This window comes from Nocardioides sp. T2.26MG-1, assembly GCF_950101795.1.
Classification (GTDB): domain Bacteria; phylum Actinomycetota; class Actinomycetes; order Propionibacteriales; family Nocardioidaceae; genus Nocardioides.
The window spans coordinates 76,318-89,437 of record NZ_CATNLZ010000037.1 but is presented as its reverse complement, the minus strand read 5'-3'; the positions used below and the strand labels follow the sequence as shown (position 1 = coordinate 89,437).

16 protein-coding genes are annotated in these 13,120 nt (G+C 71.0%); 11 read left to right on the top strand and 5 right to left on the bottom strand.

What is annotated here, in order from left to right; genetic code table 11:
* Positions 1-64 precede the first annotated feature (64 nt).
* The 4 genes from QQZ14_RS24395 (at position 65) to QQZ14_RS24380 (ending at position 1,958) form a co-directional block, all read left to right on the top strand.
* A complete protein-coding gene (locus QQZ14_RS24395; RefSeq protein WP_284537037.1) occupies positions 65-625 on the top strand; it encodes a GNAT family N-acetyltransferase in 561 nt (186 codons plus the stop codon).
* 97 nt (positions 626-722) lie between these two features.
* The gene (locus tag QQZ14_RS24390) at positions 723-911 is read left to right on the top strand and encodes a hypothetical protein (RefSeq protein WP_284537036.1); all 189 of its coding nucleotides are present in this window, start codon (positions 723-725) and stop codon (positions 909-911) included.
* A gap of 43 nt (positions 912-954) precedes the next feature.
* The gene (locus QQZ14_RS24385) at positions 955-1,656 is read left to right on the top strand and encodes an AzlC family ABC transporter permease (protein WP_284537035.1); all 702 of its coding nucleotides are present in this window, start codon (positions 955-957) and stop codon (positions 1,654-1,656) included.
* Positions 1,653-1,958, top strand: coding sequence for an AzlD domain-containing protein (locus QQZ14_RS24380; RefSeq protein WP_284537034.1), 306 nt, complete (start codon positions 1,653-1,655; stop codon positions 1,956-1,958). The genes QQZ14_RS24385 and QQZ14_RS24380 overlap by 4 nt, the downstream gene beginning before the upstream one ends.
* 29 nt (positions 1,959-1,987) lie before the next feature.
* Here QQZ14_RS24380 and QQZ14_RS24375 read toward each other — a convergent pair whose 3' ends face one another.
* Positions 1,988-3,997 (bottom strand): PTS mannitol transporter subunit IICBA, encoded by a 2,010-nt coding sequence (locus QQZ14_RS24375; RefSeq protein WP_284537033.1) that lies wholly within the window; start codon positions 3,995-3,997, stop codon positions 1,988-1,990.
* 218 nt (positions 3,998-4,215) lie between these two features.
* Between QQZ14_RS24375 and QQZ14_RS24370 the strand changes: the two genes are divergently transcribed.
* Positions 4,216-5,274 (top strand): zinc-dependent dehydrogenase, encoded by a 1,059-nt coding sequence (locus QQZ14_RS24370; RefSeq protein WP_284537032.1) that lies wholly within the window; start codon positions 4,216-4,218, stop codon positions 5,272-5,274.
* A gap of 72 nt (positions 5,275-5,346) precedes the next feature.
* Here QQZ14_RS24370 and QQZ14_RS24365 read toward each other — a convergent pair whose 3' ends face one another.
* Positions 5,347-5,739 carry a VOC family protein gene (locus QQZ14_RS24365; protein ID WP_284537031.1) on the bottom strand — a complete coding sequence of 131 codons (393 nt, stop codon included), beginning with the start codon at positions 5,737-5,739 and terminating at the stop codon, positions 5,347-5,349.
* Between the two features lie 79 nt (positions 5,740-5,818).
* Between QQZ14_RS24365 and QQZ14_RS24360 the strand changes: the two genes are divergently transcribed.
* The gene (locus QQZ14_RS24360; RefSeq protein WP_284537030.1) at positions 5,819-6,535 is read left to right on the top strand and encodes a TetR/AcrR family transcriptional regulator; all 717 of its coding nucleotides are present in this window, start codon (positions 5,819-5,821) and stop codon (positions 6,533-6,535) included.
* Between the two features lie 60 nt (positions 6,536-6,595).
* Here the strand turns inward: QQZ14_RS24360 and QQZ14_RS24355 are convergent, their stop codons facing one another.
* Complete coding sequence (locus tag QQZ14_RS24355) at positions 6,596-8,179, bottom strand: M4 family metallopeptidase (protein ID WP_284537029.1); 1,584 nt, start codon at positions 8,177-8,179, stop codon at positions 6,596-6,598.
* A 133-nt stretch (positions 8,180-8,312) separates the two neighbouring features.
* Positions 8,313-9,059, bottom strand: coding sequence for a 4-hydroxy-tetrahydrodipicolinate reductase (gene dapB / locus QQZ14_RS24350; protein WP_284537028.1), 747 nt, complete (start codon positions 9,057-9,059; stop codon positions 8,313-8,315).
* A gap of 67 nt (positions 9,060-9,126) precedes the next feature.
* On the opposite strand from dapB, the gene QQZ14_RS24345 reads away from it, so the two are divergent.
* The 5 genes from QQZ14_RS24345 (at position 9,127) to QQZ14_RS24325 (ending at position 12,815) form a co-directional block, all read left to right on the top strand.
* Positions 9,127-9,642 (top strand): class I SAM-dependent methyltransferase, encoded by a 516-nt coding sequence (locus QQZ14_RS24345; RefSeq protein ID WP_284537027.1) that lies wholly within the window; start codon positions 9,127-9,129, stop codon positions 9,640-9,642.
* Positions 9,643-9,712: 70 nt separating this feature from the next.
* The gene (locus QQZ14_RS24340) at positions 9,713-10,309 is read left to right on the top strand and encodes a transposase (protein ID WP_284537026.1); all 597 of its coding nucleotides are present in this window, start codon (positions 9,713-9,715) and stop codon (positions 10,307-10,309) included.
* A complete protein-coding gene (locus QQZ14_RS24335) occupies positions 10,306-10,857 on the top strand; it encodes a hypothetical protein (RefSeq protein ID WP_284537025.1) in 552 nt (183 codons plus the stop codon). The genes QQZ14_RS24340 and QQZ14_RS24335 overlap by 4 nt, the downstream gene beginning before the upstream one ends.
* Positions 10,858-10,972: 115 nt before the next feature.
* Positions 10,973-12,358 (top strand): NAD-dependent malic enzyme, encoded by a 1,386-nt coding sequence (locus QQZ14_RS24330; protein ID WP_284537024.1) that lies wholly within the window; start codon positions 10,973-10,975, stop codon positions 12,356-12,358.
* Between the two features lie 64 nt (positions 12,359-12,422).
* Entirely contained in the window at positions 12,423-12,815 is a 393-nt protein-coding gene (locus QQZ14_RS24325; protein ID WP_284537023.1) for a VOC family protein, read from the top strand.
* A 22-nt stretch (positions 12,816-12,837) separates the two neighbouring features.
* Here QQZ14_RS24325 and QQZ14_RS24320 read toward each other — a convergent pair whose 3' ends face one another.
* The gene (locus QQZ14_RS24320) at positions 12,838-13,089 is read right to left on the bottom strand and encodes a hypothetical protein (RefSeq protein ID WP_284537022.1); all 252 of its coding nucleotides are present in this window, start codon (positions 13,087-13,089) and stop codon (positions 12,838-12,840) included.
* Positions 13,090-13,120 lie beyond the last annotated feature (31 nt).

Here is a 13,120-nt window from a genome sequence, read left to right as displayed (position 1 = left end):
TTACAGATCACAGTACGCCGGGCGCGACGATGTAACACGACGGGTCGGCTGTCAGGATGGCGGCATGAGCAGCTCCCCCGGGCCCACCGCCGACGTCTCCGTGCGGGTCGCGTGGGCCGACGACGCCCCGGCGATCGCCGAGCTGCAGCTGCGCACCTGGCGCGAGACGTACGCCGGCGTGCTGCCGGCCGACGCCCTCCCGGGGCCCGACCAGGTCGAGGCGGCCGCCGCCGCGTGGCGGGCGTCGCTCGCTGCGCCGAAGGACGCCCGCAACCGCGTGCTGGTCGCGCTCGAGCGCAACCGCGTGGTCGGGTTCGCGATCACCACGCCCGCGAGCGACCCCGACTGCGACCCGGTCGCCGACGCCGAGCTGCGCGAGCTGGCCGTCGACCCCGGCGAGCGCGGCCGCGGCCACGGCTCGCGGCTCCTGCAGGCTGCCGTGGACACCATGCAGGCCGACCGCTTCACCCGGGCCGTGACCTGGTCGATCGCCACCGACGACGCGCTGCGGGGCTTCCTCACCGAGGCCGGCTGGGCGCCCGACACCGCGCACCGCGAGCTCGACCTGGACGGCGAGGGCACCACCCGGGTCAAGCAGGTCCGGCTGCACACAGCACTCTCTTAGGAACTCCCTCTTGAAATCCTGGGCTGCGGGTGCACGATGGAACTCCACTCCAGAACGGGGGCCTCTCGTGTTCGGTCCACTCCCGCCGCTGTATCGCATGCTCGTCATCGCCACCGTCCTCGCGGTCGGCATCGTGTCCGGGATCTGGATCGCACAGTTCGCCACGGCGTCGGCGGCCGCCGTAGCCGGCGCACTCTGGGGTGGCCTCGCCGGCGCGCTCCTGGGCTTCGTGCTGCTGCACGACTTCCACCACCGGCCGCGCCCCGTGCGCGTGCGTCGCCACTGATATCCGACCCCGGTCCTTCGACCGGCCCACTACCGTCGGGCTCGTGACCGACGCGCCACTCGAGCCCACCCTGGATGCGGCGGAGCGGTCCTCGATCATCCGCGACAGCCTCGGCGTCGGCGTAGCCACGGGCGCGTACGGCGTCGGCTTCGGAGCGGTGTCGGTGGCCGCCGGCCTGTCGGTCGCGCAGACCTGCGTCCTCTCGCTGCTGGTGTTCACCGGCGCCAGCCAGTTCGCGCTGGTGGGGGTCGTGGCCGCCGGCGGCGCTCCCCTGTCCGGGGCGATGACCGCGCTGCTCCTCGGCACCCGCAACACCCTCTACGGCCTGCGGATGGCGCCACTGCTCGCCTGGACCGGCTGGCGGCGGGTGCTGGGCGCCCACGTCCTCATCGACGAGTCGACCGCGATGGCGGTGACCCGGGAGTCGGTGCCCGCCGCGCGGCTGGCGTTCACCTGGACCGGGGCCTCGATCTTCGTGCTCTGGAACCTCGCGACCGCGGCGGGAGCCGTAGCCGGCAACGCGCTCGGGGATCCACGCACCTACGGGCTGGACGCCGCCGTGGGCGCGGCCTTCCTCGCCCTGCTCTGGCCGCGGCTCCACTCGCGCACCAACCAGGTGGTCGGGGTGGCGGCCGCGGCGGTCGCGCTCGGCGTCGTACCCCTGGTGCCGGCCGGCGTGCCGGTGCTCGCCGCGGCGGCCGTGGCGCTGATCGCCGGCGTCCTGACCCGGGGTGCGCGTCCGTGACCGCGACGTGGGTCGCGGTCCTGGTGACGGCGGCCGGCTGCTACCTGCTCAAGCTCGGCGGCCTCTCGGTGCCGCCCCGGGTCCTCGAGCACCCGGTGGCCGAGCGGATCGCCGACCTCATCCCGGTCGCGCTGCTCTCCGCGCTCGTGGCCGTGCAGGTGGTGGCCCGAGGGCACGAGATCGTGCTGGACGCTCGCGCCCTCGGGCTGATCGTGGCGGTGCTGCTGTTGCTGGTGCGGGCGCCGTTCCTCGTGGTGGTGTTCGGCGCCGCGCTCGTCGCGGCGCTGGCCCGGATGGTGTGAACCCTCCGGGCCAGCGTCGTGTGTCCCCCTCAGACCGGCTGAACCTCGCCGAGGACAGCGCGGACGTCGGCGGCCGAGGTGGCCGTCTCGAGCCGGCGGACCTGCTCGGGATCGACGAACACCTCAGCGATCCGGCCGAGCATCTTCAGGTGCTCGTTGCCGGTCGCGGCGATGCCGACCACGTAGCGCACCGGCTTGCCGTTCCAGTCGATCGGCTCCGGGTAGCGGACGAACGACAGGGCGGTCCGGCTGACCGCGGTCTTCGCCTCGTTGGTGCCGTGCGGGATCGCCAGCAGGTTGCCCATCGCCGTCGAGACCGAGGACTCCCGGGTGTGCATCGCCGCGACGTACTCGGCGGTGACGGCACCCGTGGTGCGGAGCAGCTCACCCGCGCGGGTGATGGCCTGGTCGCGCGACTCCCCCGCGGGGGCGTCGAGGACGATCGCGTCGTCGGTCAGGAGTCCACCCGCTAGAGCAGGCTCCTCTCCGTCGGCGGCACCCACGGTTGCCCGCGCGCCACCGTTGCGCTCGCGGACCAGCTCGACAATCTCGTCGTACCGCGGGCTGCCCATGAAGTTCTCGACCGACACGTGGATCGCCGAGCCGGTCTTCTGGCGGGCTCGGGCGGTCAGGTCCTGGTGGGTGACCACCAGGTCGTAGGTGTCGGTCAGGTTGGCGATCGCCTTGTTGACCACGGTGACGTCGGTGAAGCCGGCGTCGTGGACCTTCTTGCGCAGCACCGAGGCGCCCATGGCGGAGGAGCCCATGCCGGCGTCGCAGGCGAAGACGATGCTGCTGATCGGGCCGGCGTGGCCGGCCGCCGACGAGCCGGCGACCAGCGACGAGGCCACCGACTTCCTGCCCTTCATCGCCTCCATGCTCTCGGTGGCGGTGACGAGCTCGTCCTCGGCCTCGATGGTCCTGTCGGTCTTCAGCAGGATCGCCGCGACGAAGAACGACGCCGCTGCGCCGCCGAGGATCGAGAGCGTGATGCCCGTGAGGTTCTTCAGGTCGGTGGGCGCGGAGATGTAGACCGCGAACACCGAGCCGGGAGCCGCCGGGGACCGCAGGCCGCTGGAGAAGATGACGTTGATCAGGATCTGGGTGAAGCCGCCGGCGAACATCGCGAGGATCAGCTTGGGCTTCATCAGCACGTAGGGGAAGTAGACCTCGTGGATGCCACCGAAGAAGTGGATGATCGCGGCACCGGGGGCCGACGCCTTCGCCAGGCCCTTGCCGAAGATGCTGTAGGCGAGCAGCAGACCGAGACCGGCGGCCGGGTTGGCCTCGAGGAGGAACAGGATCGACTTGCCGCTGTCGGCCGACTCGGCGAGACCGAGCGGCGTCAGCACGCCGTGGTTGAGGGCGTTGTTGAGGAACAGCACCTTGGCGGGCTCGATCACGAAGGCCGCGAACGGCAGCAGGTCGTGGTTGACGAGGAACTCCACGCCGTCGCCGAGCCGGTCGGCGACCCAGGTGAGCACGTCGCTGAGGGCGAAGAACCCGAAGGTCGCCAGGATGCCGCCCCAGATGCCGGCGGAGAAGTTGTCGACGAGCATCTCGAAGCCGGGCTTGATCTTGCCGAGCCACATGCTGTCGATGTGCTTCATGCTCCAGCCGCCGAGCGGGCCCATGATCATGGCGCCCATGAACATCGGGATCTCGGTGCCCGCGATGACACCGAACGTCGCGATCGCGCCGACGACGCCGCCGCGGGTCAGGTCGTTGTAGGCCATCTTGCCGCCGGTGTAGCCGATCAGGACCGGCAGCAGGAACTTGATCATCGGGCCGACGATGCCGCCGCCCGCGTAGTCACCCCAGCCGCCGATGTGGGCGACCCAGCTGTCCGCGCTGAGCCAGCCGTGGTCGCCGCCGCCGAGGTTCAACCACCCGACCTCGATGAACATCGCGGTGATGAGGCCCCACGCGATGAACGCGCCGATGTTGGGCATCACCATGTTCGACAGGAACGTGCCGAAGCGTTGGACGTGGACGCGGGCGGAGGTTCGTTCCGCCGGCGTCTGCGTGGCTGTGGCCATGCTGCTCTTCCTCCTGAGGCGCCAGCCTGCGCAGGCTGGTCGGGCCTTGTCGCCAGCGACCGGCACGGGATGTGACGAGCGCCATTGCGAATCTGTGATTGCCTGTATATCTCCGCGAAAAACACCCCGTCAAGGGTCTAGAGCAACATGTTCGCAGATAAACACAGATAAACGGTGCTACCGTGGGTGCACCACTGGACCCCCGACGAGGAGAGAACATGAAGGCCCTGCGCTTCTACGCACCCGAGGACGTGCGACTCGAGGAGGTGCCGGAGCCCACGTGCGGCCCCGACGAGATCAAGCTGCGAGTGCGCAACTGCTCCACCTGCGGCACCGACGTGAAGATCCTCCACAACGGCCACCAGAACCTCACTCCCCCGCGGACCATCGGCCACGAGATCGCCGGCGAGGTCGTCGAGGTCGGCGCGGACGTGAACGCGACGTACGGCTCGAGCTGGCAGGCCGGGGACCGTGTGCAGGTCATCGCGGCCGTGCCGTGCGGTGAGTGCTACGAGTGCCAGAAGGGCTGGATGGCGGTCTGCCAGAACCAGACCTCGATGGGCTACCAGTACGACGGCGGGTTCGCCGAGTTCATGATCGTCCCGAAGCAGGTCCTCAAGGTCGACGGGCTCAACCGGATCCCCGACAACGTCGGGTACGACGAGGCCTCGGCCGCCGAGCCGTTCGCCTGCGCGATCAACGCCCAGGAGCTGCTCGGCATCGAGCCCGGCGACACCGTCGTGGTCTTCGGCGCCGGCCCGATCGGCTGCATGCACATCCGGATCGCCCGCGGCGTCCACCAGGCCGGACCGGTCTACCTCGTCGACGTCAACCCCGACCGGCTGAAGATGTCGGCCGACGCCGTCCAGCCCGAGGAGACCATCAACGCCGCCGAGGTCGACGTGGTCGAGAGGGTCATGGAGCTCACCGGCGGCCGCGGCGCGGACGTCGTGATCACGGCGACCGCCGCGAACATCACCCAGGAGCAGGCGATCGCGATGGCCGCCCGCAACGGCCGGATCTCGTTCTTCGGCGGGCTGCCGAAGACGAACCCGACGATCACCTGCGACTCCAACATCGTGCACTACCGCCAGCTGCACATCCACGGCGCCAACGGCTCGGCCCCCGAGCACAACAAGCGGGCCCTCGAGTACATCTCCACCGGCCAGGTGCCGGTCAAGGACCTCATCACCCGCCACATCCCGCTGGACGAGGTCCTCGACGCGTTCTCGATCGTCCAGAACGGCGAGGCGATCAAGGTCACCGTCGAGCCGTAGGACGACTCCGTCTTCCTCGACTCGATGACAGCGGGGCGGTGACCACCAGGTCACCGCCCCGCTGCGTCCCGGCTACTCCCCCGGGGCCGCGACCCACTGCACCAACTGCCAGACGATCCCGTTGTCGTCGGCGAACTGGCAGTAGCGCTCGCCCCACGGCTCGGTCTCCGGCGGCGTGACCACGCGGGCGCCCGCCCCGGAGATCCGGGCGAACTCGGTGTCGAGGTCGTCCACCTCCAGGGCGAGCAGGAGGCCCTGCCCGGCCGGGCCGGCGATCCCCTCCGGCTTGAACGTCGACAGACCGGTGCGCAGGAAGACGACGTTGACCCCGGCGCTCGGGTGCGCGAGCGAGACGAACCCGTCCGCGGCCATGGCCTGGGTGAAGCCGAGGTGCGTCGTCGCGAACGAGGCCGACGCGTCGACGTCGGCGACGTTGAGCGAGATGGCGGTGGCGTTGACCTTCACATGTTTCCCTTCGTCGTGATGAACTCTGTACGCCGTACAACGTATCGGAGTCTAGGATGATTCCCGACATGGAGAAGACGTGCCTCGGCCGCTGATCGACCTCCTCTGGAGGGACCACCCGGACGCCCCTGCCGGCGGCAGCCGGGGCCCTCGGGCCAGCGTGTCGACCGGCACCGTGGTCGCGGCTGCGATCCGGCTCGCCGACGCCGACGGGCTGGGCGCGGTCACGGTGCGCAGGCTCGCGGGCGAGCTCGGCGTCTCGACGATGTCCGTCTACACGCACGTCAACAGCCGCGACGACCTCCTCGTCCTCATGGCCGACGCCGTCCACGGGCAGCTGGACCGGCCGTCGTACGGCCGCCTCGGCTGGCGCGCACGCGTACGCCGACTCGCGGAGGCCAACCTCGCGCTGCTGCAGGCGCACCCGTGGCTGCACGAGGTCCGCGACGACCGGACCGCCCTTGGCCCCGGGACGATCGCGAAGTACGACCACGAGCTCCGGGCGCTGACGCCGCTCGGGCTCGACCCCGTGACGTGTGATGCCGCGCTCACGTTCGTCCTGGACTTCGTGCGGGCCGGCGCCCGCTCGCTGGCCCCCCGCCCGCACGCCGCCGAGCTCGCGGAGCACTGGCCCGAGTGGGGACCGCGGCTGGCGGCCTACCTCGGCGAGGACCACCCTCTCGCGCAGGAGGTCGGCGCGGCCGCGGGCGCGGCCCACGACGGCGCGACCGACCCGTCGTTCGCCTGGGACTTCGGTCTGGCCCGGGTCCTCGACGCCCTCGCCGCCCTCACCTGAGACGAGGCAGGGCGGTGACCACCCCGGTCACCGCCCTGCGCTCGTCGATGGATCAGCAGATCAGCTGACGCTCACCGCGCTCCACGCGGCGGCCACCGCGCTCTGCTGGGCGCTGCCGGCGCCGTACAGGTCGCGAGCGGCGTTCATCGTGGCGGTGCGGGCACCGGCGTAGTTGGTGCTGGAGGTCATGTAGACCGTCAGCGCGCGGTACCAGATCGCGCTCGCGGCATCGCGGCCGATGCCGGTGACGCTCGACCCGTTGCAGGTCGGGCTGTTGTGCGCGACACCGCCGATCGTCTTGGCGCCCGAGCCCTCGGCGAGCAGGTAGAAGAAGTGGTTGCCCACGCCCGAGGAGTAGTGCACGTCGGCGCTGCCGACGGTGGACGACCAGCAGTTGAACGACGAGCCGTCGGACGCCGGGTTGTCCATGCGGCGGAAGCCGACGTGGTTCTTGAGGTCGAACTCCTCGCCGATCAGGTAGTCGCCGGCGTCGTTGGCGTTGGCGGCGTAGAACTCCACCATCGTGCCGAAGATGTCCGAGGTGGCCTCGTTGAGGCCGCCGGACTCACCGGAGTAGTTCAGGCCCGCGGTGTTCTCGGTGACGCCGTGCGACATCTCGTGCCCGGCCACGTCGAGGGACACCAGCGGGCCGTAGTTGACGCCGTCACCGTCGCCGTACGTCATCTTGGTGCCGTCCCAGAAGGCGTTGACGTAGTTCTTGCCGTAGTGGGTGCGGTTGTACGAGCCTGTGCCGTTGCCGAAGATGCCGTTGCGGCCGTACGTGGACTTGTAGAAGTCCCACGTCATGTTCGTGCCGTACTGCGCGTCCACGCCGGCCGACTCGCGGCTGCTGGTGGAGCCGTTGCCGAACAGGTTGTCCGGGCTGGTGTAGATCGTGCCGGCCTTGCAGTTGAAGCCGAAGTACTGGCAGCCCAGCGAGTCGGTCGCGTTGTTGAGGTCGGTCGTGTAGGTGTTGCCGCGGGTCGGGTCCTTGAGCTGGTACGTCGACCCCGAGAGCGTCAGCTGCAGCGGGACCGTGCCGGAGTAGAGCGACTGGCCCGACCCGTCCGCGGTCTGGATCTGCTGCTCGCGCCGGATCACCTTGCCGGTCTTGGCGTCGACGTAGGTCGCGAGCCGGCTGGGCGTGCCGTCCTTCTGGGTGCCGCCGGTGACGACCTCCCACGCGAGCCGGGCGGTGCCGGTCGTGGCGTCCACGACCAGGCGGCTCGACTCGGCCTTGGCCCCGGTGATGCCGCGGGTCGCCTTGGCCGGCGCCGTGGCGCGACTCGCGGCCGCGCTCTTGCCGACCGCGGGCGTCGTGGCGACGTGCACCTCGTTCTCGAGGGTCTGGGTCACGCCGTTCCAGGCGTCCGCGGCACCGCGGTGCACCACGAGGTCGCCACCCAGGACGGGAAGGCCACGGTAGGTGCGGTCCATGCGGACGTGGGTGCTGCCGTCGGCGTCGGTGACCCTGTCGGTGACCTTGAACGCCGTGCCGTCGCTGGCCAGGGCCGCGCCCGGGTGGGCGAGGAGGGCCTGGACGGCGTTCGGCCGGTGCGGAGCGGCCTGGCTGCTGCCGGACTGGATGCCGACGACCGTGAGGGCGAGAACCGCCGCCGTGGCGACGCCCGAGATTCTGCGCATGTGTGGGTCCTTCTCGTGGGGGTGGGTGGACTTCGGACACGAAGCCTCGCCCGGGACAACGAGAAGTGGAACGGCCCGGTACGTGCGGATTCCTGCAATGCAGGAACGTGCAGAACGGCGATCTTGCGGCAGATCAGGCCAGGTCGAGGAAGTGCTCCAGCCCGACGGTGAGCCCCGGGTGGCCGGCGATCGCGCGGAGCCCGGTGAGCACGCCGGGCGTGAACGACGCCCGGTCGAGCGAGTCGTGTCGGATCGTGAGCGTCTCCCCCACCCCGCCGAGGATCACCTCCTGGTGAGCGACCAGGCCGCGGATCCGCAGCCCGTGCACCCGGATCCCGTCGACGTCCGCGCCCCGCGCGCCGTCCAGGGCGGTGGAGGTCGCGTCCGGCACCGGCCCCAGGCCGGCCTCGCGGCGGGCCGCGGCGATCAGCTCCGCCGTACGCCGCGCGGTCCCCGACGGCGCGTCGGCCTTCGTCGGGTGGTGGAGCTCCACGACCTCGACCGACTCGAAGAACGGCGCCGCGACCGCGGCGAACCGCATCATCAGGATCGCGCCGATCGAGAAGTTCGGGGCGACCAGCACGCCGGTCCTCGGGGAGTCGGCCAGCCAGCCGCGCAGCTGGTCGAGGCGAGCGTCGTCGAAGCCGGTCGTGCCGACCACCACGTGGATGCCGTGGTCGATGCAGAACTCGAGGTTGTCCATCACCACGTCGGGATGGGTGAAGTCGACGACCGCCTCGGCGCCCGAGGTCACCAGGGCCTCGATGTCGTCGTCGGCGTCGACCTGCGCGACCAGCTCGAGGTCCTCGGCGGCCTCGACCGCCCGGCAGACCTCGGCTCCGACCTTGCCCCGCGCTCCGAGCACACCCACCTTCATCACGCCCGACAACCTACTAGCCGAGCGAGGCATCCTCCCGGGCCCTGCCCACGTCTGGCAGGCTGACCCCATGGCAGTGCAGACGATCCCGCCTCGGATCCGGTGGGCGGTGGACATCATGGACGTCCAGCCGTCCGACCACGTCCTGGAGATCGGCTGTGGTCCCGGCGCCGGAGCCGAGCTGATCTGCGAGCGGCTCGAGACCGGCAAGCTGTTCGCGATCGACCGCTCCGAGTCCGGCGTCGACCGCACGAAGCGCCGCTGTGCCCGGTTCGTGGAGTCGGGGCGGCTCACGGTCCGGCAGATCGACCTGGCCACCCTGCGCGTCCCGGTGAAGCGGCTGAACAAGGTGTTCTCGTTCAACGTCAACCTGTTCTGGGTGCGCTCCTGCACCGAGGAGGTCGCACTGCTGCACGAGCGGGTCGTCCCCGGTGGCGAGGTGTTCCTGTTCTACGAGGCCAACCGCCCCGAGCTCGTGCCGACGATCGTGAAGAAGGCGTCGGCGGCGCTGACCGAGGGCGGTTTCCGCGTCTCGGTGGTCGACCAGAAGGCCCCGCCGGTCATCGGCATCATCGGACGTCGATGAGGTTATTTCCTTATCTGGTGCTTGCATTAGGTTATTTCCTAATCTAGGCTCATCTGCAGGAAGGAGCCTGATGACCGTCGCCCTCGTGCTCACCGTCGACCAGCGCGACAGCAGCCACACGCCGGACCGAATCCCCGAGACCCTCGAACGGCTGGCGCCGGTCCCGACGCTGCTGGCCTTCGAGCGCACCGCGGGTGACGAGCTCCAGGGGGTCCTGGACGACGCCGACGCGGCGATGGCCGCGGTCGGCGAGCTGCTGCGCGCCGACCAGTGGTACGTCGGCGTCGGCGTCGGCGTCGTGGAGGAGCCGCTCCCCGACCACGCCCGGGCCGGCCGCGGCCCGGCGTACCTGCGCGCCCGCACCGCCGTCACCGACGCCAAGACCAGCCCGTGGCACGTCCGGGTCGTCGCCGACCACTGGGCAGGCCGCGCGCTCGAGAGCACGCTCTGGCTCTGGGCGGCGGTGCTGGCCCGGCGCAGCCCCCGCGGGTGGGAGGTCGCCGACCTGGTCGCCGAGGGCCTGTCGTACGCCGAGGCCGGCAAGCGCCTCGGCATCAGCCAGTCCGCGGTGAGCCAGCGCGCCCAGGCCGCCGGCATCGTCGAGGCCCGGCGGGCCGAGGAGCTCGCCGGCGTCCTCGCCCGGATCCTGCTGGAGGAGGCGTCATGACCGCCGACAACTGGGGCGCCCTGGTGATGGTGCTGCTCGCCTGCGCGCTCGTCTGCGCCCTCGGGGCCTGGGCCCGGACCGCCCGCCGCATCTGGGCACCCGCCTCCCTCCTGGTCCTGCTCGCGGCCGGCGTCGTCGCCGCCGCCCCGCCCGACGTGGCCGTCGACGGGCGAGGACTGACCGCACTCCTCGCGCTGCTCGCCGGCGCCGTGGCCGTCGCCGGCGGTGGGCCGGTGACCGCCCTGGTCTTCGACCTCGTCGACCGGCGCGAGGCCCCGGCCGACTCGATGCAGACCGCGGGCCGGGTGCTGCGCGGAGGAGCATGGATCGGCGCGCTCGAGCGCGGCGCGATCCTCGCCACCCTCGTCGCCGGCTGGCCCGAGGGGCTCGCCGTGGTGCTCGCCGTGAAGGGGCTCGGCCGCTACCCCGAGCTCCGCGCCGCGGAGGACGGCGTCCGCACCGGCGCCGCCGAGCGGTTCATCATCGGCACGTTCGTCAGCGTGCTGTGGGCGTGCGCGTGCGCCGCCGTCGTGGTGCTGGTGCGTTAGGCGCCCTCAGCCGACCTCAGCGGGCGGCGCTACGCTCGGCCGGCACCTGTATGACAACAGCGCCGGCATCTCGGTGTCGGGGCGATACCTCCAGCCACCTGTCCGAAGGAGCGTCATGGCAACTCCCAGTCCCGGCTACTCGATCACGGTCCGGATGGAGGTGCCCTCGTCCGCACGGGCCACCGGAGACGTGGTCGCCGCAGTCACCGGGGCCGGAGGCTCGGTCACCGCACTCGACGTGGCCGAGTCCCTCGCGGACCGCCTCGTCGTCGACGTCAGCTGCGACGCCTCGGACATGGACCACGCGGACCTGATCACGGAGGCGCTCAACCGCGTGGACGGTGCGACGGTCCGCAAGGTCAGCGACCGCACCTTCCTCCTGCACCTCGGGGGCAAGCTCGAGGTCGTGCCGAAGGTGCCGCTCAAGCACCGCGACGACCTCTCGCGCGCCTACACGCCGGGAGTGGCGAGGGTGTGCCTGGCCATCGCGCAGAACCCCGAGGACGCCCGTCGGCTCACCATCAAGCGCAACACGGTCGCCGTGGTGACCGACGGCTCCGCGGTCCTGGGACTGGGCAACCTGGGCCCGGCGGCGGCCCTGCCGGTGATGGAGGGCAAGGCCGCACTCTTCAAGCAGTTCGCCGGGGTCGACGCGTGGCCGGTCTGCCTCGACACCCAGGACACCGAGAAGATCATCGAGATCGTGAAGGCGATCGCGCCGGTGTACGGCGGCATCAACCTCGAGGACATCGCCGCGCCGCGGTGCTTCGAGATCGAGCGGCGGCTCCGCGCGGAGCTCGACATCCCCGTGTTCCATGACGACCAGCACGGTACGGCGATCGTGGTGCTCGCCGCCCTCACCAACGCCCTGCGGGTCGTGGGCAAGCAGCTGAGCGAGGTCCGCATCGTCGTCAGCGGCGTGGGAGCGGCCGGTCACGCGATCATCGAGCTGCTGCACGCCCAGGGCGCGACCGACATCGTGGCCTGCGGCCGGAACGGCTCGGTGCACGACGGACAGGAGAACCTCGACCCGGCGCGCCAGTGGATCGCCGACCACACCAACCGCGGCCACTTCGCCGGCTCGCTCGAGCAGGCCTTGCCCGGGGCCGACGTCTTCATCGGTGTCTCGGCGCCGAACCTGCTCTCCGGCGACGACATCGCGACGATGGCCGATGACGCGATCGTCTTCGCGCTCGCGAACCCCGATCCCGAGGTCGACCCGGTCGCCGCAGGACAGCACGCGGCAGTGGTCGCCACCGGTCGCTCCGACTACCCCAACCAGATCAACAACGTGCTGGCCTTCCCGGGGTTCTTCCGCGGGATGCTCGACGCGGGCACCCACGACATCACCCAGGAGGTGATGCTCGCGGCCGCCTCCGCGATCGCGAACGCCGTCTCGCCGTCGGAGCTCAACCCCAGCTACATCGTGCCCTCGGTCTTCGACCCCCGTGTCGCGCCTGCGGTGGCCGACGCCGTACGCGAGGCCGCGACCTCGGCCTGACGCACCGCAGCGAGTCACCCCGCGCGATCTGGTGCGGGCGCCACCATCTGACAGGCTCTGGCCCATGGCCACGTTCCGTACGCCCCAGATCGTGCTGTTCAGCCGCGACCCAGCTCGTACCGCCGACTTCTACACCGCGCTCGGGTTCGACGAGGTGTTCCGTACGCCGACCGAGGGCGACCCGATCCACGTCGACCTGGTGCTCGACGGCTACCGGCTCGGCGTCGCGAGCGTGACGTCCACCCGCCAGGACCACGGACTCGAGCCCGTCGCCGACGGCCAACGCGCCGCGGTGGTCTTGTGGACCGATGACGTGCCAGCCGCGTACGAGCGCCTCCAGACACTCGGTGCCACCCCGGTCAAGGAGCCCGCGCCGTGGCTCGACCGGCTGCTGATCGCATGGGTCCTGGATCCGGACGGGCACCTCGTCCAGATCGTGCAGCCACACCGCGTATGACGATCTGGACCGCAGCGACGGGTCAGGACGGGGTGCCGTCCTCGTCGGGTGGCACGTAACCGGGCAGGATGCGCGCGTCGAGCTCCTTGATCAGGCGCCACGACAGGAACACGACGGCGATACCCAAGCCACCGGCGACGACTCCGAGGACCTTGGCCGCCGCGTGGTCGGCGGGGGTACCCGTGCCGTCGTCGACCCACGCGGCCATGATCAGGAAGTACAGGGCCAACGTGGCGGTCAGGGCGAGTGCGGGTCCCGAGGAGGTCTTGTCCATGGGAGGAGCCTCCCTGGCCGCATACCGCTGT

What these genes read in the sequence shown, in the direction of transcription:
- QQZ14_RS24330 (WP_284537024.1), top strand. Translation starts at nt 10,973, where the DNA reads ATGGCAACTCCCAGTCCCGGCTACTCGATCACGGTCCGGATGGAGGTG.
- QQZ14_RS24390 (WP_284537036.1), top strand. Translation starts at nt 723, where the DNA reads ATGCTCGTCATCGCCACCGTCCTCGCGGTCGGCATCGTGTCCGGGATC.
- QQZ14_RS24370 (WP_284537032.1), top strand. Translation starts at nt 4,216, where the DNA reads ATGAAGGCCCTGCGCTTCTACGCACCCGAGGACGTGCGACTCGAGGAG.
- QQZ14_RS24325 (WP_284537023.1), top strand. Translation starts at nt 12,423, where the DNA reads ATGGCCACGTTCCGTACGCCCCAGATCGTGCTGTTCAGCCGCGACCCA.
- QQZ14_RS24320 (WP_284537022.1), bottom strand. Translation starts at nt 13,089, where the DNA reads ATGGACAAGACCTCCTCGGGACCCGCACTCGCCCTGACCGCCACGTTG.
- QQZ14_RS24340 (WP_284537026.1), top strand. Translation starts at nt 9,713, where the DNA reads ATGACCGTCGCCCTCGTGCTCACCGTCGACCAGCGCGACAGCAGCCAC.
- QQZ14_RS24375 (WP_284537033.1), bottom strand. Translation starts at nt 3,997, where the DNA reads ATGGCCACAGCCACGCAGACGCCGGCGGAACGAACCTCCGCCCGCGTC.
- QQZ14_RS24395 (WP_284537037.1), top strand. Translation starts at nt 65, where the DNA reads ATGAGCAGCTCCCCCGGGCCCACCGCCGACGTCTCCGTGCGGGTCGCG.
- QQZ14_RS24345 (WP_284537027.1), top strand. Translation starts at nt 9,127, where the DNA reads ATGGCAGTGCAGACGATCCCGCCTCGGATCCGGTGGGCGGTGGACATC.
- QQZ14_RS24355 (WP_284537029.1), bottom strand. Translation starts at nt 8,179, where the DNA reads ATGCGCAGAATCTCGGGCGTCGCCACGGCGGCGGTTCTCGCCCTCACG.
- QQZ14_RS24335 (WP_284537025.1), top strand. Translation starts at nt 10,306, where the DNA reads ATGACCGCCGACAACTGGGGCGCCCTGGTGATGGTGCTGCTCGCCTGC.